Below are 22212 nucleotides of genomic sequence, written 5' to 3' on the forward strand. Positions count from 1 at the left end.
GGAGATCACCACCCCCGCCCGAAGACCGTGCATGGTCGGGAAGACGCTGACCCAGGCGTAGCTGTTGACGAAGGCGGGCACCGCCAGCGGAGCCGCGAAAACCGGTCCCCACCACGACTTCCCCGGCACGTCGGTGCGTTCGACCACCCAGGCCAGCCCGACGCCGAGCGCCACGCAGATCGGCACGGTGCACGCCACCAGCGCGGCCGTATTGCCCAGCAGCTCACCGACTCTGGGCCGGAACACCAGTTCCGCCGCCTGATCGACACCGGTGGAGAAAACGGTCGAAACGATGTACCCGAGCGGCACGAACGTAGCCGCCACCAGCAGCAGCGCGACGCCCGTGACCACCGGCCCCGGTCTGCCGACCCGGGGCGGCGCGACGACGTTCCGCAGTGCCACGGCTACAGCAGACCGGCTTCGGTCATCAGCTGCGTGACCTTCTTCGAATCGAGCTTCGACGGGTCGATCGCCGGAGCCTGCAAGTCGGCCAGCGGCGGCAGCGCCGGGTTCGCGGCCACGCCGCTGGCGACCGGGTATTCCAGCGACGTGCCGTCACGCAACACCTCTTGCCCCGCCTTGCCGACGATGAACGCCAGGAACTTCTGCGCCGCCTCCTGCTTCTTGCTCGCCTTCAGCACGCCGCCGCCGGAGATGCTGACGAAGGCGCCCGGGTCCTGGTTCCTGAAGTAGTGCAGGGCGGTGTCGCCGCTGCTCTCCTTCGTATTCGCCTGGTCGCGGTACCAGTAGTAGTGGTAGATGACGCCGCCGTCCGGGCTACCGGAGTTGACCGCCTTCATGGTGGCGACGTTGTTCGGGAACGGCGTCGCGTTCTCCTTCATGCCCTTCAGCCAGGCGCGGGTGGCGTCCTCGCCCTTCAGCGCGAGCAGGGCGGCGACGATGGCCTGGAAGTCGGCGCCGGAAACGCCAGCGCCCCAGCGCCCCTTCCACTGCGGTTGCGCCAGGTCGAGCAGCGAGGCGGGCAATTGGCCGGGCTGGACCTTGTTCTTGTTGTAGACGAAAACCGTCGAGCGCGCGGCCACGCCGGTCCACTTGCCGGTGGACGGGCGGAACTGCGCGGGCACCTGTGCCAGCGTCTCGGCGTTCACGTCGGCGAACAGGCCCGCGTTCTCCACCAACGCCATGGCGGGGGAGTTCTCGGTGAGGAAGACGTCGGCGGGCGAGGCAGCGCCCTCGGCGACCAGCTGGTTGCCCAGCGCCGTGTCACCGCCTTGGCGCAACGTCACCTTGATGCCGGTTTCCTTGGTGAACGCGTCGGCCCATTCTTTGGTGAGCGACTCGTGCTGCGCGTTGTAGACGGTGATCTCGTTCGCGTCGTCGGAGGAATTCGAGCAAGCCGTGCTGCCGAGCGCCGTCATCGCGAGGACCAATCCAGCGGCAATCGTCTTCCATCTGACCGGCTTCATCCTCGTCCTTCCGACCGCGTTCCCCGTTGCATATGTTGAGGCTTACCTAAGGAAGATACAGCGTCCGACGTGCGCAAACGTTTCCCGGATGCGGCGAACCCGCGCGCCAGCTACCGCAGACCCGAGAAATCGCGCGGCACAACGTGATTGCGATCGGCGCAGGTGCCCAGCGTGTAGTCCGGAAGCAGTCCGAAGTATTCGCCGCGGGTGAGCGCGCTCCAGCGCCGCGCGTCCTCGGTGCGGGTCTTGTAGAAGTTGACCATGTAGCCGCCCTCGTAGAGGCGCAGCAGGCTGTAGCCGCCCGGATACTCCTTGACCGCGGCGACCTCGAGGAACTCCACCGCGCACGGCACGTCCGGCCTGGTGCGACGGTTGCGGTGGGTGTGGCCGCTGTGCTGTAGGAAGACGCCGGGGGAGCGGGTGTAGAGCGCTTGCAGTTCGCCGCTGTCGCGTCCGTCGAGCACGAAACCCGGTCCGGCGAGGTTGGTCAGCCCGGACTCGGTCGTGACCGGGTGGTGGCCGAACAGCAGGGTCGGCCGATCCGGATCGGCGCGCAGACGTTCGGCGAGATGATCGAATTGCGCGCGCTCGATGGACCCGCCCGCGCCGTCCAGGCTGCTGGTATCCAAGCCGAGCACGCGCAGACCGCCCACCTCGTGCTCGACGAGTTGCTGGCGCGCGGAGAAGGCATCGGCCCAGCAGTCACGGTGATCGGCGGGCGCGGGGGCGCAACCGGCGTACTCGCCGCCCGTGTGCGGCCGGTCGTGATTGCCGCGCACGGCGAGGTAGTCGCGGCCGAGCGCACCCCACCCGTCGAGCCGGGCCCGCACCGTGCGGGTGTCGAGCTCGGAGGCTTCGGCGGTCAGGTCGCCCGCGAGCAGTAGCAGTTCGGCTCCCCGGTCGGGACGGCGCAGGTCGTCCAGCACACCGGCCAGCATCACCTCGGGATAGGGCGCGAGGCCGGGGCCCTGCCGGACGCCGGGCGGCAGGTCACCGGCGATCAGCCCGCTGACCTGTTCGCCGAAGTGCACATCGTTGGCCAGCGCCAGGGTGCGCAGCCTGCGGCCCGGCGGCGGAACCAGGGTGGTGAACTCGCCGCGTGCTTCCGGCGCGGCGGGATCGGACGTGGTGAGCGAGAGTGCGGGCGTGGCGCGCAGACCCGCCGACCAGGCTTCGAAGCGGTAGGCGCGGCCCGGTTCGAGCCCGCCGATCTCGGCATAGTGGAACGGCGTCGGGTGGTCGTCGGCGAAGACCGGCACCGGCGCGCGCGCCGAGTCGGCGGGGCCGATCCGTACGTGGGTGTCGGCGTCGACGGGGATCAGCCGGCCGGCCGAGTCGGGGGCGAGCGTGGTCCAGGTGAGGATCACCGAGGTGTCGGTGATCGTCACGACTTCCAGATCGGTGGCGACGGCCGCGTCCGGCAGTGCTCGAGCTCTCGTTCGACCGGCGAAGGGGAGGAGTGCGGCGAGGCCGAGTGCCCCGAGAACGGTTCTGCGGTTCGGTCCGCAACAACTCATGCGTGGGTGCATGCGATCAGCGCGTGCCCTCCGCGGAGCAGACCTTCCACTTGCCGTCTTCTTTCGTCAGATGCTCGGTGGTGCTGGATTCGGTGTCTGGCTGCCGGCCGGGCACCGCGACGGTGAGCTTGCCGGTGACCTTCGCGGTCGCGGTGTCTCCGGTGACGACGATGTCCTCGATCCTATCGATGGTGACCGAGATCGAGGTGCTGTCGAATTCGCTCTTCTCGCTCTCGGTCATCGCCTCGAACGCGGCGCGTTCGTGCGCGCACGCCTGCTCGGCCGCCGCGCGGAAGCCGCGGGTGTCGAGGGTCTCGTAGAAGTCGCGAATCGCGAGTTCGATTCGCTTCTCGTCCGAGGCGAGCGGACCTCTGCCCTGCGAGGTAAGGAACACCCCCGCGATCATCGCGCCCGCGATCACCAGAGCGACTATCGCCACCAAGCCGACGATCAAGCCGGTGTGGCCCTTCTTGGGCTGCGGCGGATATCCCCAGGGCGGGTAGCCGGGTGGTGGATAACCAGGGGCCGATGGTGGCTGCCCGGGTCCGGGTGGTGGATAACCAGAGTCCCAGGGTGGCTGACCGGGTTCGGGGGGCGGGTTACCCGGGCCCGAAGGAGGCTGCCCTTGTCCGAGCGGAGGATAGCCAGGCTCGGGTTGTTGCGGGTGGGGCGGTCGATCATCCGGCGGTTGCCCGCCCGGCGGATAAGTCATCTCGTCCTCCGGTCTGCCCCCGGTGCCTGGATCTTTACGCCAAGGCGTGCCCGGGGTAGCGGAAACCAAACGGGTGGGATCGTTCGGGCGGGGCGACGGGCGATGTCGCCGAGGTGCGGTGGCCGGACGCGCGGCGAACGGTTTCGGCGGCGTCAGGCGGCCAATGCGGCGTGCCAGCGCGCGGTGTCGGTGTACTGGTGCAGTCGCGTGATGCGGCCTTCGTCGTCGACCTGCCACAGGTGCACGAACTCGGCCTCGTACTCGCGGCCGGTCGCGCGGGCCGCGCCGCGATAGTGACCTGTCACCACGACGGTGCCGTCCGTGGTCTCCTGCCAGGTCTCGTCGAACGGCGCGGTGTCGAAGTCCCTGGCAACCGCGCCCCAGATCCGCGCCATGGCCGCCAGCGGGCCGTGGAAGGCGCCGCCCGCGCCGCACGGCATGCCCGGGGCGGTGCGCACTTCGAATTCCGGATGCAGTAGGGCCAGGATCGCCGGTCCGTCACCCGCCTGCGTAGCGGTGTAGAAACCCTTGACGACCTCGCTTTTCACGGACATGTCCGACTCCTTCTGAAGTGATTGTTCTAGAACGATCATATTAGAACGTCGCGGGCGCGACTGCCATAGTCGTGTGGCCGGAGTCATGTCGTCCGATTCGAGACCGGGTTGCCTGGTGCTTGCCGCATATGTCCGGCTAACATTCGAACATGGGTTCGATAAGCGATGAAACGCCGCGAACCGAAGGCACGGGACCGGAGCTGGTCTACCCGAACAGGACCGGCCACTACTACCGGACACTGACCTACCCGCCGCGCCCGGTGTGGGTGCGGCTGGACGCGATCCTGGTCCGCGACCCCGGCACCCCGCGGCACGTCAACGGCGCGGGAGTCGTCATGCGCGGTGAGCGCCCCGGCACCTTGACGCACTGGTTCCCCACCGTCGACGGGGACTGGATGGGACGGGTGACCTACAGCATCCAGTTCGCCGACGGTCGCCCGGACCTGCACGTGCGCGACCAGCTGGTCCCGGCCTACGCGCTGCGCCCCCGGCGCACCGAGCGATCCGAACCGGAGTCTGCCTGATCGGGTAGTCCCTCATAGCTATTGATTTGCCCTTCGTCTCCGGGTTTGCGAGACCCCTGTGAGTGCCCGGTTCGCCTCTGTTTGCCAGGGCGGGGGCGCGCGACCATACGGGTTGTCCGGCCGGTTGCCGATCGGTTGTCGCCGTAGGGGGCCGGTGATACGTTGCCCGGCATGGGATTTCAGTTGCCGCATCCCGAGGTGCTGTGGGCGCGCGTGACCGTCTTGGACGTGATCACCGCCGCCACTCGCACGGATCGGGTCGCGAGCGGACAGGAGATCGGGCAGACGGCCGGAGTGGAAGGTGGCCGGCTGATCAGCGACGACGGCGAGGGCAACTGGTACTCGCTGGTCAGATATCCCGGCGACCGCGCGCTGCTATTCGGGCGGGACGAGGACAACGAAGTCGCCGGGACCTCCTACGATCCGCTCGCCGCGGCGCCCGCCTGGGTGCGCTCGGTGGAACCGGCGGCAAAGCTGCCCGGCGGCGTCGACGGCCCGGTCAGCTTCGTGCGCTGGTGGGAGTTCGGCCGCTGGCAGCACACGCCGACCGACCTCGACGACGGTCTCGAAATGGGCCTGAGCGCCGCTTCCGACCGGGAGAGCTTCACCGGCAGCGTCATGAGCGCCGCCATCCACGCGAAGTGGGTGGAGATGGACTACGAGGCGGGCAAGCTCACCGCCCTCACCGTCGACCCCACCGCCCTGCACGCCCTCTGCGACGCCACCGAGAACGGCACCGTCACCAAGGCTCATTTCTACTTCCTCGAGCCTGGTCTGACGGCCCCCGCTTTCACCTACCTCACCAACGCAGGCGTCCTCACGTCCGCCGCCAAGCCCACCGAACCTCTGGCGTGACCCTCTGATCACAGGCGACAACCACCATTCGAGAAGGGCTCCGGCTTCCGGGGCCCTTCTTCCGTATGACGGCGGCGTTCGAGAGATCCCTCGTCTACGTATCCGACGCCGTCGGTCGGTCGATCGCCGGATTCGACGTTCGCAGCTGTCGGCGGGCTGGTTGCCGCCGGTGGCCGGTCTGGTGACCGTGCGGCGCGAGCGGATGTCGCTCCGTTCGGCCGAGTAACCGAGCATCGCCATCGAGCCGGTCGCGGCAACGGATTCAGATCGCGTAGATGCCGATAACAGGCTTCCGCGACGGCTCGAGGGTGGTCAGCAACGTACGCATGACGTCGTCGCCGACCGCGACGCAACCTGCCGTCGGCCTGCCGACCTCCACATGGACGAAAAAAGCCGAGCCCCGATTCGGCACGACCGGAAAGCGGTTGTAGTCGATGACCAGCGCGTAGTTGTACTGCGGATCGGTCCGGCCGAGATTCTCGCTGAGCGTGGTGTCGAACGGGCACTCGCCCTCGGCGCATTGGTACTTCTGGTTGTACAGCGGGCTCGCCGTGTCGGACACCCACCACCAGGTATTCGACGGGTCCACCGACAGGTAGGGAAGCTTCGCGCCCGCGTGAGGTAACCGGCCGAAGCCCTCGGTCAACGCGAACGTGCCCTCCGGCGTGAACGCCGCCCCTTCCCTCGCCTCCCGCGAAATACCCGCCTTGCCCACCCAGGCGGGCACCGCCAACGTCCGCTCCCACCGCCGAAACCGCTTCCGCTGCCACAATTCCAGCGTCCCCCGATCGGCCCCGGCGGGCGCCGTCACCCAGATGACTTGACTGCCCGGCACCGCGTCCGGATCGAACGGCGGCCTCCTTCCGCTGAGTCCGGTCACCGATACGATCCCGACCACCGCGACCGCCACCAAAACCCCTGTCACGGTCCAGCGCGGTACCCGCCCGCGCCGGGTCCCAGCGTCAGCCAATACTATTCACGCTCCTCCGCGTAGCCGATGCCCGACATCTCGCATGGTGCCCGTGCGCGTCCGGCCGAAAGACCATCACCCGATGCCATCGTATTCACCACCGCTTCCCAGCGGGCGAGTCGGTGAACGGCACATGGCTGGGGCATACGTCGAATAGGCCTGTCCGTGGTAGGCCACTCGCGTTATCGACGTGGTGCTACGGCGTTCCAGTAGTCGGATCTGACCGCGTCCCAGAGGTGGAAGCGTTCGGGGAACCACTCGCGGACCTGGGCGAGGTCGGGGCGGTGGTCGCACTCCCCGAAGAAGATCACGCCGGGGTCGCCGTTCGGAATATCGACGATCGAGCCGTCCATTCTCATCCGGTAGGCCGAGGTAGCCGCCGCATGGTCGATCAGTGATTCGATCGCGATCCGCGCCCCTCGTGCGATCTGCCAGAGGACGGTGTGGTCACCAAACGTCGTGCGGCGCAACATCCAGCCTCGCTCGCGTGGTGTCGATCCCGCCGTGGGCGGAGAGCGCCCGCCTGCCGTCGGCTGTGATCTGGTATCCGCGACGGCGGACCAGCCCGGCATGCACGATCAGCCCCGCCGACTCGAGCGGCGGTAACGCGCGGCGCACCCGCCATCCGGTGAGGTCCACCGTCTTCGCCAGCGCGTCGACGGACAGGATTCCGCCCGGCTCGAGCGCTGCCAGCACGTCGGCCTGAATTCTGCTGAGTGGGATGTCCGGTGGCATGCGGCAAAGGATGGGCGGGTCGTCGGTCACGCGGCAGCGCAACACATTCCGTGGGCAAACTCGCGCAAATCACCAGCTCGGGTTGTGCGACGCCGCCTACGATCGGCGCGGACCGCAACAAACAGAGATCTCGGAATGCAACGGCAGGGGAGACGTGCATGGCAGACGACCACGCGGAGGAAACGGGCAGCACGCTGCCGCGCCGACAGCTCGGCAGGTATCTGAAAGAGGCTCGGGAGGGATCGGGTTTCACCCTGGAACGGGCCGCGTCCCTCATGGAGTGGAACAAATCTACCCTGAGCCGCCTGGAGCGCGGATTGACCGAAAAGGTCAGGGTCCGTGACGTTTCAGGGTTGTGTGAGATCTATGGATTGACTGACGAGAACGCGGCTGTCGCCAGGGTGCTCGCTGAACAGACACCGGCGAAGTCGTGGTGGCATACCTATGGAGATTTGATCCCGGCGTGGTTCAACCTGTATGTCGGGTTGGAAGCCAGCGCGGCAGAATTGGCGAGTTATCAGCCATTGCTCATACCGGGACTGCTACAGACACCGGACTACACGCGGGCTATCGATCGGCATTACTTCACAGAAGACACAGAAGAGGAGTTGGAACGCCGTATTCAGGTTCGTGCTCAGCGGCAACACATTCTCACCCGATCGCGTAACCCGACAAGAGCGTCGTTCGTGCTCCATGAGTCCGTGCTGCGAACTGTGGTCGGTAACCGCCGTGTCATGACCGCCCAGTCGAGGCACCTCGCAGATATGAGCACTCTGGCCAACGTCGATATCCGGATACTGCCGTTCCACGCCGGGATCCCGCTCGGCGCAGCCCTACCACCGTTCACCATCTTGGACTTCGCCCGCGACGGGCGTGGCAAGTTGACGGAGCCCCCGGTCATCTATTGCGAGAACTACACCGGCGCCGCGTACCTTGAAGGGCCAGCGGATGTGCTCAGATTCCGTGAGGCATTCGCGATGCTTCAGCAGGCAGGACCGGACGTCCGCCCGAGCCGTGACCTGTTGCGAGAGATAGCGAGGGAGTTCGACCGTGAACGCTGACTTGTCCGGAGCGTGCTGGTTCAAATCGAGCCATAGTCAAGGTGGGGCCGACTGTGTCGAGGTCGCCCACCTGGCCGGAGGCACGGTCGGCGTCCGTGACTCGAAGAACCCGACCGGTCCGGCGCTGATCTTCACGCCCGGCGAGTGGGACGCCTTCACCACCGGCGTGGTCCGTGGCGGGTTCGACCGGGCATAAGCTACCGCAACCTTGCTGAGGCGTACCTCGACCAGCGGCAGCTCCCGCAGCGCGGCGACGTCGGCGATCGGTACGACGGCATTCTGCCGTCGATTGAGGTAGCGAATCCCGAAGTCGGCAAGTCCGGACACTCCGGCCGGAAAGGTTCCACACGGAAGCCGCGCCCGGTCGACCGTGCTTACCAGTCGTTAAGGATTTCTTCAGGCCGGTCGGTGAGGGTTGCGCGACAGTGATCAGTTCTCACGTAGGAGCCTTGATGATCACCACCCGTCTGACCCTCCTAGGGCTTCCCGTGCTCGTGCTGGCCGCTTCCGCTGGTCTGGCGACGGCTCCCACTGCCGTGGCGCAGCCCCCGCTGCCGACCTACACCTGCAAGTACACGCCCATCACCGACTACGTCGTGATATTCAGCTCGATGCGAGCGCGCAAGTGCGCCGCGTCACCGGGCGCTCCGCTGGACGGCAACTATTTCTATCCGGTCCGGATGGAGAACAGCTTCACCGGTGAGAAATGGGAGTGCGGTGGCGCATTCCCGCACCTCGGCAAGCCGATCCATCCGGGAATGGGAGCTTACGAGGCGGAGGCGGTGCTCAACGCCGGGGTGGACGCGAGCAACTGCCGCCCGATCTGACCGCGCGGTCCGCGCGAGACAGCTGTTCACGAGTGCCTAGAAGTATTGATTCCGATTTCGACAGGAACCGCGATGAGCACAATCCGCCTGGCACGCCTCGGGCTGCCGATACTCCTGCTGGCCGTTACCGCCGGTCTGCTGACCGCCCCCGCCGCCGGTGCGCAAGTTCTGCCGACCTACACCTGCGGCTACACGATCGACTTACCGCACTTCGGCTCCGTCAAAGGCCGCGAATGCACGGCCTCGGCGGGCGCTCCTCTGACCGGCCACCACTGGATCACCTTCCAGCTGCGAAACAGCGGATCGGGCGAGACATGGGTGTGCAACAGCGTCGAGGCTGCGCTTGTCCCGTACTACCTGAACGACAAGATAGATCCGGGCTACGAGGACTTCGAACGGGCCTACGGTCGTGGCGCGGACGCAAGCGTCTGTCACCGCCTACTGGACTGACTCCCGCCCCGCAGTCGCCCGGGGGCGGATGCTGCAGTATCTGCTCGGTCATCGTGGATCCGTCACCGGCGGTTCGGTCCGCCGGTGTCCGGCGGCGTGGGCTTGCAGCTGTGAAACGTGGTGACATCGCGACGATCTGTACAGAATCCTGTACAGTAAGGTCATGAAGCCGATGAGCTATACCGAGGCGCGAGCTAACTTCGCATCGGTTCTCGACACTGCCACCGAAGACCTGGAAGAGGTGGTGATCACTCGCGCGGGTCACGAGCCTGCCGTTGTTGTCGCGCTCAGCGAGTATCAGGCACTCCAGGAGACCGCGTACTTGCTGGGCAATCCGGCTAATGCGCGACATCTCGAACGTTCTATCGCAGAGCATCGTGGCGGCGGCGCAACGCCTCGCGAACTGGTCGACGTTGCCGAAGACGAGGATGATGGGGAGACGAAGCGTCCGTGGGTGCGGGTCTATTCCGCGCGGCCCCCCCACTTCGACGCCGAGTTCCCTCGGGCCGCTCGCTACCTCGATGATCTGGTTTCCCCGGTTCTTGCGGCCCCCGAAAACGTCGATCCGGAGGAATTCTCAGCCGCCCTGCGCATGGTCAGTGCGTGGTTATCGCGAGTGGGTCTTCCCGAGTCCGAGCGCAAGGTGACTCGTCGCAAGGCGGGTAAGTGAAACTTACATTCACCGAATCTGCCTGGGACGACTACCAATGGTGGCTGGCCAACGACAAGAAGATCTTGCGGCGCATCAACACGCTGATCGCGGATATCAAGCGCAACGGCTACGAAGGCATCGGAAAGCCAGAAGCGCTGAAACACAATCTGGCTGGCTACTGGTCGCGACGGATCACGACTGATCACCGGATCGTGTACGTCATCGAGGACGACACGGTCGTGATCATCGCCTGTCGCTTCCACTACGAGTAATCAAAGCGGGTGCGACCACCGCAGGTCGGCGCGACCGAGGGTCGCCCCCAGAGGCCGTGCCCGGCACTCCTTCGGTTCATGCTGATGCGACCGGACGGGAACATCGGTGCGGGCGACGCCTCATCAGTACGCGCTGCGCGTCTCAGCGCGACGGCGGTGCGAAGTGCGCCGGGGCGCAGAGGGAGGCGGCGAAGACTTCGGGCGAGGTTGTGCCAACTCGTGTCATCGAGGCAGGCTGAGATTGCAGACGAAAAAGGCCCCTGCCAGCAAGTGTGCTGGTCATGGGGCCTTTGTCGTGCGTGCCCTCGGCAGGATTCGAACCTGCGGCCTTCTGCTCCGGAGGCAGACGCTCTATCCCCTGAGCTACGAGGGCGGGATAGAACTCGGTCGGGGCCGGGGAGGCGGTCCGATCGGGCTGGGTCAGCCTATCGTATCGGTGGCCGTCCGCCAAAAAGCGCGGGCGGCGGTGGTTTCGGGTCAGGGCAGGGGGGCGGCGCCTCGGGCGGTGAGCATGGTGGTCATCAGATCGGATTCGCCGCGCTGGGTTGTGGCCATGGTTTCGGCGAGGGTGCGCACCGCTGTGGTGGCTGCGTGCTGGGCGGCGTAGTCGATCATCGACAGCCCACCCTGATGGTGGCGCAGCATGAGCTGGAGGAACTTGGTGTCCAGGGCGGGGCCGGTGGCCTGGCGCAGCGCCGCGAGTTCGGCGGGCGTGGCCATGCCGGGCATGGCGGACACCGGGCCGGAGTGATGCGGCATGTTCGCGCCGGCGTGGTCGTGGCCGCCCATCGGTTCGGTCATCCAGCCCATGAACCCGTCCAGGCCCTGCGCGGGTTCGCCCCACAGCTGCAACCACCCCTGCATGCGCCCGATCTGGCTCTGCTGGGTGGTGAGGATGTCGTAGGCCAGACGGCGCACCTCGGTGTCGGTGGAACGAACCAGCACCACGCCCGCCATTTCGACCGCTTGCGCGTGATGCGCCGACATGTCCTGGCTGAAACCGACGTCGACAGGGTCCGGATCCGGTTCCGGGGACCTGTCCAGCGGAATCCGGGCCAGCACGCCGATCGCGAAGCCGATGAGAATGGCCCCGATGATGCCGAGGGTCAGCAGCGCGGTGCGCTGTCGGCGGAACTGTCCCCCGATGCCGGACCCGGCCGGTGCTTCGCGGGCATCTGGTCCGGTCGCTTCGCGATCGTGGGATCCGGCTGGTGCTTCGCCCGTGCCGGACCCGACAGGTGCTTTGTCGACCGAAATGTGAGCCTCCTCGGCGACTCCGGTGCTTTCGCGCGACGCGTCGCGACCGCCCGATGCTGCGCGTTCGTTGGATCCGGTGGCTTCGCGACCGTCCGACCCGGTGACCTCACGAGTGCCGGAGCCGGTGCTTTCCGAACTGCCGGACCCGACGGTTTCGGAAGCGCCGGATCCGATGACGTCGCCACCACCGGTCCCGGTCACCGCACGAGTGCCGGGTTCGGTCGACGCCGCGCGGTCGCCGGATCCGGTCGCTTCGTCACCACCGGACCTCGCGGCTTTGCCTCGGCCCGAGCCGGTGGCTTCGGGATCACCTGGCGCAGCGGAGGCTCCGCGATTCCGATCGGCGGCCACTACTGCCCCGCGCCGGGGGCGGGCTGGGCAGGGGCGGGCGGCGCGGGCACCGGCGCGCCGGGCATACCCGGCAGGCCGGGAAGACCGGGAACGCCGGGCACACCGGGCAGGCCGCCGGGCGCACCACCGAGTTCGGCCTGGTCCTGCTGCAGGCCCTTGCCGTCCATCGGCACCGCGTCCGGTCCGGGCGGCGTCGGGTCGAACGGCGGCGGGTTGTCGGTGTCGAAGACGATGGTCGAGCAGTCGGCGCCCACTTCGGGGTAGGCGTAGTTGTTCAGCCGCAGCGCGGTGATGAACTGGCCGACGCGCTTGTCGTCCGGGCTGTCCAGCTTCAGCTGATGACCCCAGGACTGCAGCGAGACGGCCGAATCCAGGCCGGGGTAAGGCGACATCATCGTGTACGGCTTGCCCTCGACCTTCGCCTTCAGCGTGGCGATGCCGTCGGCGTTCACCTTGTCCGGGTTGTAGGCGATCCACACCGCGCCGTGTTCGAGGGAGTGCACCGCGTTCTCCACCCGGATCGGCTTGCTGTAGACGATGCCGGTGCAGGTCGCCCAGGACTGGTCGTGCGGACCGCCGAACGGCGGCGCCTGGTCGTAGGCCACGCGCTGGTTGGCCGCGATGTGCAGACCGGCGGGGTATTCCTTCTTCACCACACCCGCGATCCCGTCGGACGGGTCCTTCTTCTGCGCGCTCGGCGTGTACTTGTCCAGGTCGGCCTTTTCCCGGTACTTGGGGACCAGGTTGTAAGCCAGTGCGCCGATCAATGCGATGATTACTACGGCCGCGCCGATGGCCGGCCAGGGGATCTGCCGGGTTTTCTTCGGAAGCTGTCCTTGTCTGCCTCGCTTGCGGGGATCTGACAACTTCGCCGCGGCCTTGGCGGCCTTGGCCGATTTGGCGCTGGGACTGCTAGGCATCGCTCAGTGTGCTCTTTCGACGTTGATGGATCCGCTGGCTGCGCAGTGCCCACCCCGAGGTGTACACCCGCCAAGACCATAGGATAGAGACTCGTGACTCCAGCTGACCTTGCAGATCTCCTTCGCTCGACAGCGGCGAAGGTGCTTGTCGAACGTGGACTGGACCCTGCGGTCCTGCCCGACGAGGTCACCGTGGAACGCCCCCGCAACCCCGAACACGGCGACTATGCCACGAATGTCGCGATGCAGGTGGCCAAGCGCGCCGGAACCAAGCCGCGTGACCTGGCCACCTGGCTGGCCGACGCGCTGGCCGAGGCCGACGGCGTCGCCGCCGCCGAGGTCGCCGGGCCCGGGTTCCTGAACATCCGCCTCGCGGCCTCCGCGCAGGGCGCGATCATCGAGCGGATACTCGCCGCGGGCGCCGCGTACGGCACCGCGGAGTCGCTGAAGGGCACCCGGATCAACCTCGAGTTCGTCTCGGCCAACCCGACCGGTCCCGTGCATCTGGGCGGCACTCGGTGGGCTTCGGTCGGCGACGCGCTGGGCCGCATTCTGGCCGCGCAGGGCGCCGACGTGGTGCGCGAGTACTACTTCAACGACCACGGGGCGCAGATCGATCGGTTCGCCGCCTCGCTGGTCGCGGCCGCCACCGGCGCGCCGACCCCGGAGAACGGATACGCGGGCGCCTACATCGGCGAGATCGCCGACAAGATCCTGGCCGCGCACCCGGACGCGCTGAGCAAGCCGGAGGCCGAGCGCCTCGAGGTGTTCAGGGCCGAGGGCGTCGAGCTGATGTTCGCGCACATCAGGGAGTCGCTGCACGAGTTCGGCACCGACTTCGACGTCTACTTCAACGAGAGCTCGCTGTTCGCCTCCGGCGCGGTCGAGCAGGCCGTGGAGCGGCTGAAGAACTCCGGCGACCTGTACGAGAAGGACGGCGCCTGGTGGATCGCCAGCTCGGAATACGGTGACGACCAGGACCGGGTGGTCCTCAAGAGCGATGGCAAAGCCGCCTACATCGCAGGCGACATCGCCTACTTCCAGGACAAGCGCTCCCGCGGCTTCGACTTGTGCATCTACATGCTCGGCGCCGACCACCACGGTTACATCGGCAGGCTGAAGGCCGCCGCGGCCGCGTTCGGCGACGATCCGGCGACCGTCGAGGTGCTGATCGGGCAGATGGTGAACCTGCTGCGCGACGGCGTCGCGGTGAAGATGAGCAAGCGGGCGGGCACCGTGGTGACGCTCGACGACCTGGTCGAGGCGATCGGCGTGGACGCGGCGCGCTACTCGCTGGTGCGCTCGTCGGTGAACTCGAGCATCGACATCGACCTGAACCTGTGGGCCAGCCAGAGCAACGAGAACCCGGTCTACTACGTGCAGTACGCGCACGCGCGGACCGCGTCCATCGCCCGCAACGCCGCCGAGTTCGATTACGACTCCGTCACCGCCGACCTCGCGCTGCTGTCGGCGGAGGAGGAGGGCGAGCTGATCCGCACCCTCGGCGAGTACCCGCGCGTGGTGGCCGGTGCGGCGAGCCTGCGTGAACCGCACCGGGTGGCCCGCTACCTGGAGGAGCTGGCCGGCGCGTACCACCGTTTCCAGACCAACAAGAACCTGCGCGTCCTGCCGCTGGGCGACGACCCCGTCTCCCCGACGAACGCGGCTCGGCTCGCTCTGGTCAACGCGACCCGCCAGGTCCTGGCCAACGGCTTGGCCCTGCTCGGCGTCGGCGCGCCGGAGCGCATGTGACCGGCCGGTCGACCACAGCGAGGAAGGAAGGCTCAGTGAGCGAGCACAGCGAGGTCGGAGAATGAGCGCGCATCCCGCCGGTCCACGGCATGCCGAGATTCCGCACGCGCCGAACCTGCCGGAGCGTCCGAGCGATCCGAAGCAGATGATCGACCTGCCCGCCAACGTGTGGCCGCGCAACGCCACTCGCGACGAGGCCGGCATCGTGCACTTGGCGGGCGTGCCGGTATACGAGCTGGCCGAGCGGTTCGGCACTCCGCTGTTCGTGGTCGACGAGGACGACTTCCGTTCCCGCTGCCGTGACATGGTCCGCGCCTTCGGGGCGAACGCGCGAGTCCACTACGCGTCCAAGGCGTTCCTGTGCGGCGAGGTCGCCCGCTGGATCCGGGACGAGGGCCTGGCGCTGGACGTCTGCTCCGGCGGCGAACTGGCCATCGCGTTGCACGCGGGCTTCCCCGCGGAGCGAATCGCGTTGCACGGCAACAATAAATCCGTCGAGGAACTGGAAGCGGCGGTGTCCGCCGGTGTCGGCCACGTGGTGGTCGACTCGCTCATCGAGATCGAGCGCCTGGAAGCCGTCGCGATCCGCGCCGGCGTGGTGCAGGACGTGCTGGTCCGGGTCACCGTCGGGGTGGAAGCCCATACCCACGAATACATCTCGACCGCGCACGAGGACCAGAAATTCGGCTTCTCGATCGCGGGCGGCGACGCGATGGAGGCGCTCGCGCGCGTCTTCGACGCCGACAACCTGCGCCTGGTCGGCCTGCACAGCCACATCGGCTCGCAGATCTTCGAGATCGACGGCTTCGAGATCGCCGCGCGGCGCATGCTCGGCCTGCTGCGGGAGGCCATCGACAAGTTCGGCGTCGATCGCACCGCGCAGATCGCGACGCTGGATCTCGGTGGCGGACTGGGGATCTCGTATCTGCCGTCGGACGACCCGCCGCCGCTGGACCGGTTCGCCGCGAACCTGCGCGAGCTGGTCGCGGCCGAAGCCGAACGCGCGGGCCTGCCCACGCCGGTGATCGCGGTGGAGCCCGGCCGTGCCATCGCGGGGCCCGGCACGGTGACGCTCTACGAGGTCGGCACCATCAAGGACGTCTCGCTGGACGGTGGCCTGCGCCGCCGCTACGTGAGCGTCGACGGCGGGATGAGCGACAACATCCGGCCCGCGCTGTATCAGGCCGACTACGACTGCCGCCTGGTCTCGCGGTCGTCGCAGGCCGGGCCGGTGGTCGCGCGCGTCGTCGGAAAGCATTGCGAGAGCGGCGACATCGTCATCCGGGACACCTGGATGCCCGCCGATGTCGGCCCCGGCGACCTGGTCGCCGTCGCCGCCACCGGCGCGTACTGCTACTCGATGTCCAGCCGGTACAACCAGTTGACCCGTCCCGCGGTCGTCGCGGTGCGGGACGGACAGCCACGCCTGATCCTTCGCCGGGAGACGGTGGCGGACCTGCTCAGCTTGGAGGTGGAAGCGTGACGGCGAACGCGAACAAGGGTGCGTGGGGGACCGATCGCCCGATCGGTGTCGCGGTCCTTGGCATGGGCAATGTCGGCACCGAGGTCGTGCGCATCCTGCGCGAGCACGCCGAGGACCTGCGTTCCCGCGTCGGCGCCCCCGTGGTGCTACGCGGTGTGGCGGTCCGCAACCTCGACACCGACCGCGGTCTTCCCGCGGGCCTGCTGACCACCGACGCCGACGCACTGGTCGCCCGCGACGACGTCGACTTGGTGGTGGAGGTGATCGGCGGCATCGATCCGCCGCGCCGGTTGATCCTGGCCGCGCTGAACGCGGGCAAATCCGTGGTGACCGCGAACAAGGCCCTGCTGGCCGACTACACCGGTGAACTCGCCGCCGCCGCCGAGCGCAGCCGCGCCGACCTGTACTTCGAGGCCGCCGTCGCGGGCGCCATCCCCGTGGTGCGCCCGTTGATCCAGTCGCTGGCGGGCGACCGGGTGAACCGGGTCGTCGGCATCGTCAACGGCACCACCAACTTCATCCTCTCCGCGATGGACGAGACCGGCGCCGACTACTCGGCGACGCTGGCCGAGGCCACCCGGCTGGGCTACGCGGAGGCCGATCCGACCGCCGACGTGGAGGGCTACGACGCCGCGGCCAAGGCCGCGATCCTCGCCTCGCTGGCCTTCCACACCCGGGTCACCGCCGCCGACGTGTACCGCGAGGGCATCTCGCGGATCTCCGCCGAGGACCTGGAGACCGCCTCGGCGCTCGACTGCACGGTCAAACTGCTGGCCATCTGCGAGCGGGTGGACGCGGGTCCCGGCGAGCCGGGACCGGAGGACGGCGGCAAAGAGCGCGTCTCGGTGCGCGTCTACCCCGCGCTCATTCCGCGCAAGCACCCGCTGGCCGCGGTGACCGGAGCCTTCAACGCGGTCGTCGTCGAGGCGGAGAACGCCGGGCGGCTGATGTTCTACGGGCAGGGCGCGGGCGGCGCTCCGACCGCCTCCGCCGTCCTCGGCGATCTGGTGATGGCGGCCCGGAACAAGTTCTACGGGGGTCGCGCTCCCGGCGAATCGGTTTATGCTGAGCTACCGATCGCGCCGATCGGCGATACGCCCACCCGCTATCACGTCAACCTCCAGGTCGAGGACCGTCCCGGGGTTCTGGCGGCGGTGGCGGGCGAATTCGCCAATCACGGGGTGAGCATCTCGACCGTCCGTCAAGAAGGGCACGGCTCGGGTGCGCGCCTCGTCGTGGTGACCCACCACGCAGTGGAGTCGGCGCTCGCGGACACCGTGGCCGCCCTGGCGGAAATGGCATCCGTCACATCTGTGACCAGCGTTCTGAGATTGGAAGGCACCGAAGAATGACCACAGCGTCGCGCAGCGACTCCATGAGGGGTGGCGGCCGGGAGCCGGGGGGCCGTACGACGGGCGTCGCGCCCCAGGCAGGAGTGCATTCCCGCTGGCCGGGCCTGATCGCGGCTTACCGCGACCGGCTCGCGGGCGCGGCCGACTGGGAGCCGGTCACCTTGTTCGAGGGCGGCACGCCCTTGGTGCCCGCGCCGCACCTGTCCGAAATCACCGGGTGCGACGTGTACCTCAAGGTCGAGGGCCTGAACCCGACCGGTTCGTTCAAGGACCGCGGCATGACGATGGCGATGACCGACGCCAAGTACCGCGGCCAGCAAGCGGTGCTGTGCGCGTCCACGGGCAACACCTCGGCATCCGCCGCGGCGTACGCCACCCGCGCGGGCATGAGCTGCGCCGTGCTGATCCCGCAGGGCAAGATCGCGATGGGCAAGCTGGCCCAGGCGGTCATGCTCGGCGCGAAGATCATCCAGGTGCAGGGCAACTTCGACGACTGCCTCGAACTCGCCCGCAAGGTCACCGCCGATTTCCCCAGCGTCGGCCTGGTGAACTCGGTGAACCCGGCGCGCATCGAGGGCCAGAAGACCGCGGCCTTCGAGATCTGCGACGTGCTCGGCAAGGCGCCCGACGTGCACGCCCTTCCCGTCGGCAACGCGGGCAACATCACCGCGTACTGGCGTGGCTACCGGGAGTACTACGCCGACGGCGTCACCGGCGCGCTGCCGCGCATGCTCGGCGTGCAGGCCGCGGGCGCTGCCCCGCTGGTCAACGGCGCACCGGTGAAGGACCCCGAGACCATCGCGACCGCGATCCGGATCGGCGCGCCCGCCTCCTGGAACGGCGCCGTCGAGGCCAAGGAGCAGTCGGGTGGCGCGTTCCGCGCCGCCACCGACGAGGAGATCCTCGACGCGTACCGCCTCGTCGCGGCCACCGAGGGCGTGTTCGTCGAGCCCGCGTCGGCGGCCGGTGTGGCCGGTGTGCTCGCCGCCCGCAAGGAGGGCTGGCTGGACTCCGGGCTCACCGTGGTGTGCACCGTGACCGGCAACGGTCTGAAGGATCCCGACACCGCCCTGCTGGGCCTGCCGCAGGTGCAGCCGGTCGCGGTCGACCCGGTCGCGGTCGCCGCCGAACTAGAGCTGGCCTGAGTTGAATTCGCGCGAGAGCCAGCTCATGAGCGCGACGCTGCCCGCCGGTCTGACCGTGACCGCCCGGGTACCCGCGTCCACCGCGAACCTCGGTCCCGGGTTCGACTCGCTCGGCATGGCATTGGGGATCTACGACGAGATCCAGGTGCGCACCACCGATTCCGGGCTCACCGTCCGGGTCGAGGGCGAGGGTGCCGACGATGTGCCATGGGGCCCTTCACATCTCGTGGTCCGCGCGATCGAGCGCGGCCTGGAGTCGGCCGGTGTGTGGGCCGACGGTCTCGATGTGGTGTGCCGCAACGTGATTCCGCATTCGCGCGGTCTGGGCTCCTCGGCCTCGGCGGTGGTCGGCGGACTCGCCGCGGGGTGCGCCCTTGCCGCGAAGCTGGATCCGGCGCTGGCCACGCCGGCCGACCGAATGGTCCAGCTGGCCGCGGAATTCGAGGGTCATCCGGACAACGCGGCGGCCAGTGTGCTCGGCGGGATCGTGGTCTCGTGGACCGAGAGCGAGCGTCCGGCGGACGAGGCTCCGGGCACCGAATATCACGGCCGCACCTACCGCGCGGTGCGGCTCGAGGCCCATCCCGCGGTGCGTCCGATCGTGCTGATCCCCGAGGAGCGCTCGTCCACCGCGCACACCCGCGGCCTGCTGCCCGACGTCGTGCCGCACGGCGACGCCGCGTTCAACGTCAGCCGCGCCGCGCTGGCCGTGGTGGCGCTGACGCAGCGTCCCGACCTGCTGATGCCGGCCACCGCGGACCGTCTGCACCAGGCCCAGCGTGCCCCCGCGCTACCGCTGACCACGGCCTGGATCACCCGCCTGCGCACCGCGGGGATCGCGGCCACCGTCTCCGGGGCGGGCCCGACCATCCTGGCCCTGGGTACCAGCGAATTTCCAGCGGAACTACGCGAACTGGCGGCGGCCGACGGCCTGCGCGTGGTGGAGCCGGGAATCGCCGAAGGTGTCCTGGTCGACTGACGGCGAGTCTGTCTTGCCGAGATTCGCAATGGACAGCTATCCTGGGCAAGTCCGTACATCGTGCGCATCAGACGCCGGTGCTTCATCAGGGCAATCGCTCCAGCAGGCTCCAGGCTCGAGCCTCCAGGCCATGGGGGTGCTGCGTAGCTGCGCAACTGGAATGATCTCTCCCCACCTTTCACCAATGGTGGAGAAGCCGCCGGTCCGGCGGAGCAGGTGATACGGCACACAGCGCCCGGACGGACGCATCCCAGTCCGGCAGAATGCCCGGGCTGCGGGACGAACCCTCGAAACAGCACACGGCGATCGAGGGAAGGAAAGGATTTCCGTGACAGATACGGACCTGCTCGCGACACCCGGCGTGGAATCGAACCCGACGGGCGAGCGCGAAAGTGAATCCGGACAGATTTCGAAGATGAGCGAACACACCGACGTCGCACGATCGGGGCTGACTGGAATGTTGTTGCCGCAGTTGCGCGCGCTTGCGGGGGAGCTCGGTATCCGAGGCACCTCCGGGATGCGCAAGGGCGATCTCATCGCCGCCATCAAGGAGAATCAGGCCGCCGGAAGGGCGGCGGCAGCCAAGGCGGAAAAGCCCGCCAAGAGCGAGGCCAAGTCCGCGGTAACCGCCAAGGCCGACACCCCCGCCAAAGCCGATGCCCCCGCCAAGACCGCCGCTTCCGCGGCGCCGGCCAAGGCCGAGCAGGCGACCCTCGACGTGACGTCCGCGGCTTCGGCCGCGCCCACCGAGGCTCCCGCCCCGGCGAAGACGGCCCCCGCCGATTCCGCGCCCGCCGCCACGAACGCGGCCGAGTCGGCATCGTCCACGGCGACCGAGACCACAGAGGAGTCCGGCAGGGAGAGCGGCCAGCGCGGCCGTGGCCGGCAGCGCCGTGGTCGTGACCAGGCGCGATCGGCGACCGAGACCGCACCCGCCGAGACGCGTTCCGACGAATCGAAGCAGGACGCCGACCAGGGCGGCGAGCGTCGCCGCGACCGTGGTCAGAGTGACCGTGGCCAGAGCGACCGTCAGAGTGACCGTGGCCAGGGTGAGCGTCAGAGCGAGCGCGGCCAAGGCGACCGTCAGAGCGACCGTGGCCAGGGCGAGCGCGGCCAGAGCCAGAACGGTAGCGCGGGCGGCCGCGGCGGTGACGACGAGGAAGGCGGTCGCGGACGGCGGGGACGCCGCTTCCGTGAGCGTCGTCGTGGGCGCGACCGCGAGACCGGTGGCGGCGAGGCCCGTGAGCTCGAGATCCGCGAGGACGACGTCCTCCAGCCGGTCGCGGGCATCCTCGACGTACTCGACAACTACGCCTTCGTCCGCACGTCGGGTTACCTGGCCGGGCCGAACGACGTCTACGTGTCGATGAACCTGGTCCGCAAGAACGGCCTGCGCCGTGGTGACGCGATCACCGGCGCGGTGCGCGCTCCGCGCGACGGCGAACAGTCCAACCAGCGCCAGAAGTTCGATCCGCTGGTGCGGCTGGACACGGTCAACGGCGGTGACGTCGAGGCGGCCAAGCGCCGTCCCGAGTTCGGCAAGCTCACCCCGCTGTACCCGAACCAGCGCCTCCGGCTGGAAACTCAGCCGAACAAGCTGACCACCCGCGTGATCGACCTGATCATGCCGATCGGCAAGGGCCAGCGCGCCCTGATCGTGTCGCCGCCGAAGGCGGGTAAGACCACGATCCTGCAGGACATCGCGAACGCGATCGCGACCAACAACCCCGAGGTCTACCTCATGGTGGTGCTGGTCGACGAGCGTCCCGAAGAGGTCACCGACATGCAGCGTTCGGTACGGGGCGAGGTCATCTCCTCGACCTTCGACCGTCCGCCGTCAGACCACACCTCGGTCGCCGAACTCGCCATCGAGCGCGCCAAGCGCCTGGTGGAGATGGGCAAGGACGTCGTCGTGCTGCTCGACTCGATCACCCGGCTCGGGCGCGCGTACAACAACTCCTCGCCCGCCTCGGGCCGAATCCTCTCCGGTGGTGTGGATTCCACCGCGCTGTACCCGCCCAAGCGGTTCCTCGGCGCGGCGCGCAACATCGAGAACGGCGGCTCGCTCACGATCATCGCCACCGCGATGGTGGAGACCGGGTCGACCGGTGACACGGTGATCTTCGAGGAGTTCAAGGGCACCGGTAACGCCGAGCTCAAGCTGGACCGCAAGATCGCGGAGCGGCGAGTGTTCCCCGCGGTGGACGTCAACCCGTCCGGTACCCGCAAGGACGAACTACTGCTCAGCCCCGACGAGGCGGCGGTGTTGCACAAGCTGCGCCGCGTACTGTCCGGCCTGGACTCGCACCAGGCGATCGATCTGCTGATCGACCGTCTGAAGAAGTCCAAGAACAACCTCGAGTTCCTGATGCAGGTGAGCAAGACCGCACCCGGCGCGCTCGACGAGTGAGCTGACC

At 68.3% G+C, this 22212-nt stretch carries 23 protein-coding genes, 1 tRNA gene and 1 pseudogene; 14 read left to right on the forward strand and 11 right to left on the reverse strand.

Annotated features, from left to right (window positions below):
• From ON29_RS05930 to ON29_RS05950, 5 genes and pseudogenes are all read right to left on the reverse strand, one after another.
• Positions 1-402 (reverse strand): annotated as a pseudogene (locus tag ON29_RS05930) (iron ABC transporter permease); the annotation flags it as partial.
• A 2-nt stretch (positions 403-404) separates the two neighbouring features.
• Complete coding sequence (locus tag ON29_RS05935; RefSeq protein ID WP_040865141.1) at positions 405-1427, reverse strand: iron ABC transporter substrate-binding protein; 1023 nt, start codon at positions 1425-1427, stop codon at positions 405-407.
• Between the two features lie 110 nt (positions 1428-1537).
• A complete protein-coding gene (locus tag ON29_RS05940) occupies positions 1538-2815 on the reverse strand; it encodes a metallophosphoesterase family protein (RefSeq protein WP_245548838.1) in 1278 nt (425 codons plus the stop codon).
• A gap of 145 nt (positions 2816-2960) precedes the next feature.
• Complete coding sequence (locus ON29_RS37950) at positions 2961-3656, reverse strand: Rv0361 family membrane protein (protein ID WP_040865143.1); 696 nt, start codon at positions 3654-3656, stop codon at positions 2961-2963.
• Between the two features lie 152 nt (positions 3657-3808).
• Positions 3809-4210, reverse strand: a complete 402-nt coding sequence (locus ON29_RS05950) for a nuclear transport factor 2 family protein (protein WP_040865144.1) — start codon at positions 4208-4210, stop codon at positions 3809-3811.
• Between the two features lie 149 nt (positions 4211-4359).
• On the opposite strand from ON29_RS05950, the gene ON29_RS05955 reads away from it, so the two are divergent.
• Both ON29_RS05955 and ON29_RS05960 read left to right on the forward strand, forming a co-directional pair.
• A complete protein-coding gene (locus ON29_RS05955; protein WP_040865145.1) occupies positions 4360-4734 on the forward strand; it encodes a hypothetical protein in 375 nt (124 codons plus the stop codon).
• A gap of 171 nt (positions 4735-4905) precedes the next feature.
• Positions 4906-5589 (forward strand): hypothetical protein, encoded by a 684-nt coding sequence (locus ON29_RS05960; RefSeq protein ID WP_040865146.1) that lies wholly within the window; start codon positions 4906-4908, stop codon positions 5587-5589.
• Between the two features lie 262 nt (positions 5590-5851).
• Here the strand turns inward: ON29_RS05960 and ON29_RS05965 are convergent, their stop codons facing one another.
• The 3 genes from ON29_RS05965 to ON29_RS05975 all read right to left on the reverse strand — a co-directional run bounded on the left by ON29_RS05965 (position 5852) and on the right by ON29_RS05975 (position 7294).
• The gene (locus tag ON29_RS05965) at positions 5852-6514 is read right to left on the reverse strand and encodes a L,D-transpeptidase family protein (protein WP_040865147.1); all 663 of its coding nucleotides are present in this window, start codon (positions 6512-6514) and stop codon (positions 5852-5854) included.
• A 227-nt stretch (positions 6515-6741) separates the two neighbouring features.
• Positions 6742-7032 (reverse strand): hypothetical protein, encoded by a 291-nt coding sequence (locus ON29_RS05970; RefSeq protein ID WP_040865148.1) that lies wholly within the window; start codon positions 7030-7032, stop codon positions 6742-6744.
• Entirely contained in the window at positions 7007-7294 is a 288-nt protein-coding gene (locus tag ON29_RS05975) for a hypothetical protein (protein WP_040865149.1), read from the reverse strand. Before ON29_RS05975 ends, ON29_RS05970 begins: the two co-directional genes overlap by 26 nt.
• 158 nt (positions 7295-7452) lie before the next feature.
• On the opposite strand from ON29_RS05975, the gene ON29_RS05980 reads away from it, so the two are divergent.
• From ON29_RS05980 to ON29_RS06005, 6 genes are all read left to right on the forward strand, one after another.
• Positions 7453-8355: a helix-turn-helix domain-containing protein gene (locus ON29_RS05980; protein WP_040865150.1), complete on the forward strand. Its 903-nt coding sequence runs from the start codon at positions 7453-7455 to the stop codon at positions 8353-8355.
• Complete coding sequence (locus ON29_RS05985) at positions 8345-8551, forward strand: DUF397 domain-containing protein (RefSeq protein ID WP_040865151.1); 207 nt, start codon at positions 8345-8347, stop codon at positions 8549-8551. The genes ON29_RS05980 and ON29_RS05985 overlap by 11 nt, the downstream gene beginning before the upstream one ends.
• Before the next feature lie 256 nt (positions 8552-8807).
• Complete coding sequence (locus ON29_RS05990; RefSeq protein ID WP_157172666.1) at positions 8808-9182, forward strand: hypothetical protein; 375 nt, start codon at positions 8808-8810, stop codon at positions 9180-9182.
• A gap of 72 nt (positions 9183-9254) precedes the next feature.
• Complete coding sequence (locus ON29_RS05995) at positions 9255-9632, forward strand: hypothetical protein (RefSeq protein ID WP_040865153.1); 378 nt, start codon at positions 9255-9257, stop codon at positions 9630-9632.
• A 163-nt stretch (positions 9633-9795) separates the two neighbouring features.
• Positions 9796-10302: a type II toxin-antitoxin system Phd/YefM family antitoxin gene (locus ON29_RS34250; protein WP_063825247.1), complete on the forward strand. Its 507-nt coding sequence runs from the start codon at positions 9796-9798 to the stop codon at positions 10300-10302.
• Positions 10299-10556, forward strand: a complete 258-nt coding sequence (locus ON29_RS06005; RefSeq protein WP_040865154.1) for a Txe/YoeB family addiction module toxin — start codon at positions 10299-10301, stop codon at positions 10554-10556. The genes ON29_RS34250 and ON29_RS06005 overlap by 4 nt, the downstream gene beginning before the upstream one ends.
• Positions 10557-10856: 300 nt before the next feature.
• On the opposite strand, the gene ON29_RS06010 is transcribed toward ON29_RS06005, so the two are convergent.
• From ON29_RS06010 to ON29_RS06020, 3 genes are all read right to left on the reverse strand, one after another.
• Positions 10857-10929, reverse strand: a tRNA-Arg gene (locus tag ON29_RS06010).
• A gap of 104 nt (positions 10930-11033) precedes the next feature.
• A complete protein-coding gene (locus ON29_RS06015) occupies positions 11034-11702 on the reverse strand; it encodes a DUF305 domain-containing protein (protein ID WP_040865174.1) in 669 nt (222 codons plus the stop codon).
• Positions 11703-12163: 461 nt separating this feature from the next.
• Positions 12164-13084 carry a thioredoxin-like domain-containing protein gene (locus ON29_RS06020; protein ID WP_040865155.1) on the reverse strand — a complete coding sequence of 307 codons (921 nt, stop codon included), beginning with the start codon at positions 13082-13084 and terminating at the stop codon, positions 12164-12166.
• A 93-nt stretch (positions 13085-13177) separates the two neighbouring features.
• On the opposite strand from ON29_RS06020, the gene argS reads away from it, so the two are divergent.
• From argS to rho, 6 genes are all read left to right on the forward strand, one after another.
• Positions 13178-14836, forward strand: coding sequence for an arginine--tRNA ligase (argS, locus tag ON29_RS06025; RefSeq protein WP_040865156.1), 1659 nt, complete (start codon positions 13178-13180; stop codon positions 14834-14836).
• 61 nt (positions 14837-14897) lie between these two features.
• Positions 14898-16319: a diaminopimelate decarboxylase gene (gene lysA / locus ON29_RS06030; RefSeq protein ID WP_040865157.1), complete on the forward strand. Its 1422-nt coding sequence runs from the start codon at positions 14898-14900 to the stop codon at positions 16317-16319.
• Positions 16316-17671 carry a homoserine dehydrogenase gene (locus ON29_RS06035; RefSeq protein WP_083863263.1) on the forward strand — a complete coding sequence of 452 codons (1356 nt, stop codon included), beginning with the start codon at positions 16316-16318 and terminating at the stop codon, positions 17669-17671. The genes lysA and ON29_RS06035 overlap by 4 nt, the downstream gene beginning before the upstream one ends.
• A gap of 23 nt (positions 17672-17694) precedes the next feature.
• Positions 17695-18816, forward strand: a complete 1122-nt coding sequence (gene thrC / locus ON29_RS06040; RefSeq protein ID WP_051174909.1) for a threonine synthase — start codon at positions 17695-17697, stop codon at positions 18814-18816.
• Between the two features lie 25 nt (positions 18817-18841).
• Positions 18842-19795, forward strand: coding sequence for a homoserine kinase (gene thrB / locus ON29_RS06045; RefSeq protein ID WP_040865176.1), 954 nt, complete (start codon positions 18842-18844; stop codon positions 19793-19795).
• Positions 19796-20123: 328 nt separating this feature from the next.
• Positions 20124-22205 (forward strand): transcription termination factor Rho, encoded by a 2082-nt coding sequence (gene rho, locus ON29_RS06050; protein ID WP_040865159.1) that lies wholly within the window; start codon positions 20124-20126, stop codon positions 22203-22205.
• Positions 22206-22212 lie beyond the last annotated feature (7 nt).

The sequence above is a fragment of the Nocardia exalbida NBRC 100660 genome (genome assembly GCF_000308575.1).
GTDB lineage: Bacteria > Actinomycetota > Actinomycetes > Mycobacteriales > Mycobacteriaceae > Nocardia > Nocardia exalbida.

Coding starts and splice junctions, on each gene's coding strand:
- ON29_RS05935 (WP_040865141.1), bottom strand. CDS start 1,427: ATGAAGCCGGTCAGATGGAAGACGATTGCCGCTGGATTGGTCCTCGCG.
- ON29_RS37950 (WP_040865143.1), bottom strand. CDS start 3,656: ATGACTTATCCGCCGGGCGGGCAACCGCCGGATGATCGACCGCCCCAC.
- ON29_RS05950 (WP_040865144.1), bottom strand. CDS start 4,210: ATGTCCGTGAAAAGCGAGGTCGTCAAGGGTTTCTACACCGCTACGCAG.
- ON29_RS05955 (WP_040865145.1), top strand. CDS start 4,360: ATGGGTTCGATAAGCGATGAAACGCCGCGAACCGAAGGCACGGGACCG.
- ON29_RS05960 (WP_040865146.1), top strand. CDS start 4,906: ATGGGATTTCAGTTGCCGCATCCCGAGGTGCTGTGGGCGCGCGTGACC.
- ON29_RS05970 (WP_040865148.1), bottom strand. CDS start 7,032: ATGTTGCGCCGCACGACGTTTGGTGACCACACCGTCCTCTGGCAGATC.
- ON29_RS05975 (WP_040865149.1), bottom strand. CDS start 7,294: ATGCCACCGGACATCCCACTCAGCAGAATTCAGGCCGACGTGCTGGCA.
- ON29_RS05980 (WP_040865150.1), top strand. CDS start 7,453: ATGGCAGACGACCACGCGGAGGAAACGGGCAGCACGCTGCCGCGCCGA.
- ON29_RS05990 (WP_157172666.1), top strand. CDS start 8,808: ATGATCACCACCCGTCTGACCCTCCTAGGGCTTCCCGTGCTCGTGCTG.
- ON29_RS05995 (WP_040865153.1), top strand. CDS start 9,255: ATGAGCACAATCCGCCTGGCACGCCTCGGGCTGCCGATACTCCTGCTG.
- ON29_RS34250 (WP_063825247.1), top strand. CDS start 9,796: ATGAAGCCGATGAGCTATACCGAGGCGCGAGCTAACTTCGCATCGGTT.
- ON29_RS06020 (WP_040865155.1), bottom strand. CDS start 13,084: ATGCCTAGCAGTCCCAGCGCCAAATCGGCCAAGGCCGCCAAGGCCGCG.
- lysA (WP_040865157.1), top strand. CDS start 14,898: ATGAGCGCGCATCCCGCCGGTCCACGGCATGCCGAGATTCCGCACGCG.
- thrC (WP_051174909.1), top strand. CDS start 17,695: ATGAGGGGTGGCGGCCGGGAGCCGGGGGGCCGTACGACGGGCGTCGCG.
- thrB (WP_040865176.1), top strand. CDS start 18,842: ATGAGCGCGACGCTGCCCGCCGGTCTGACCGTGACCGCCCGGGTACCC.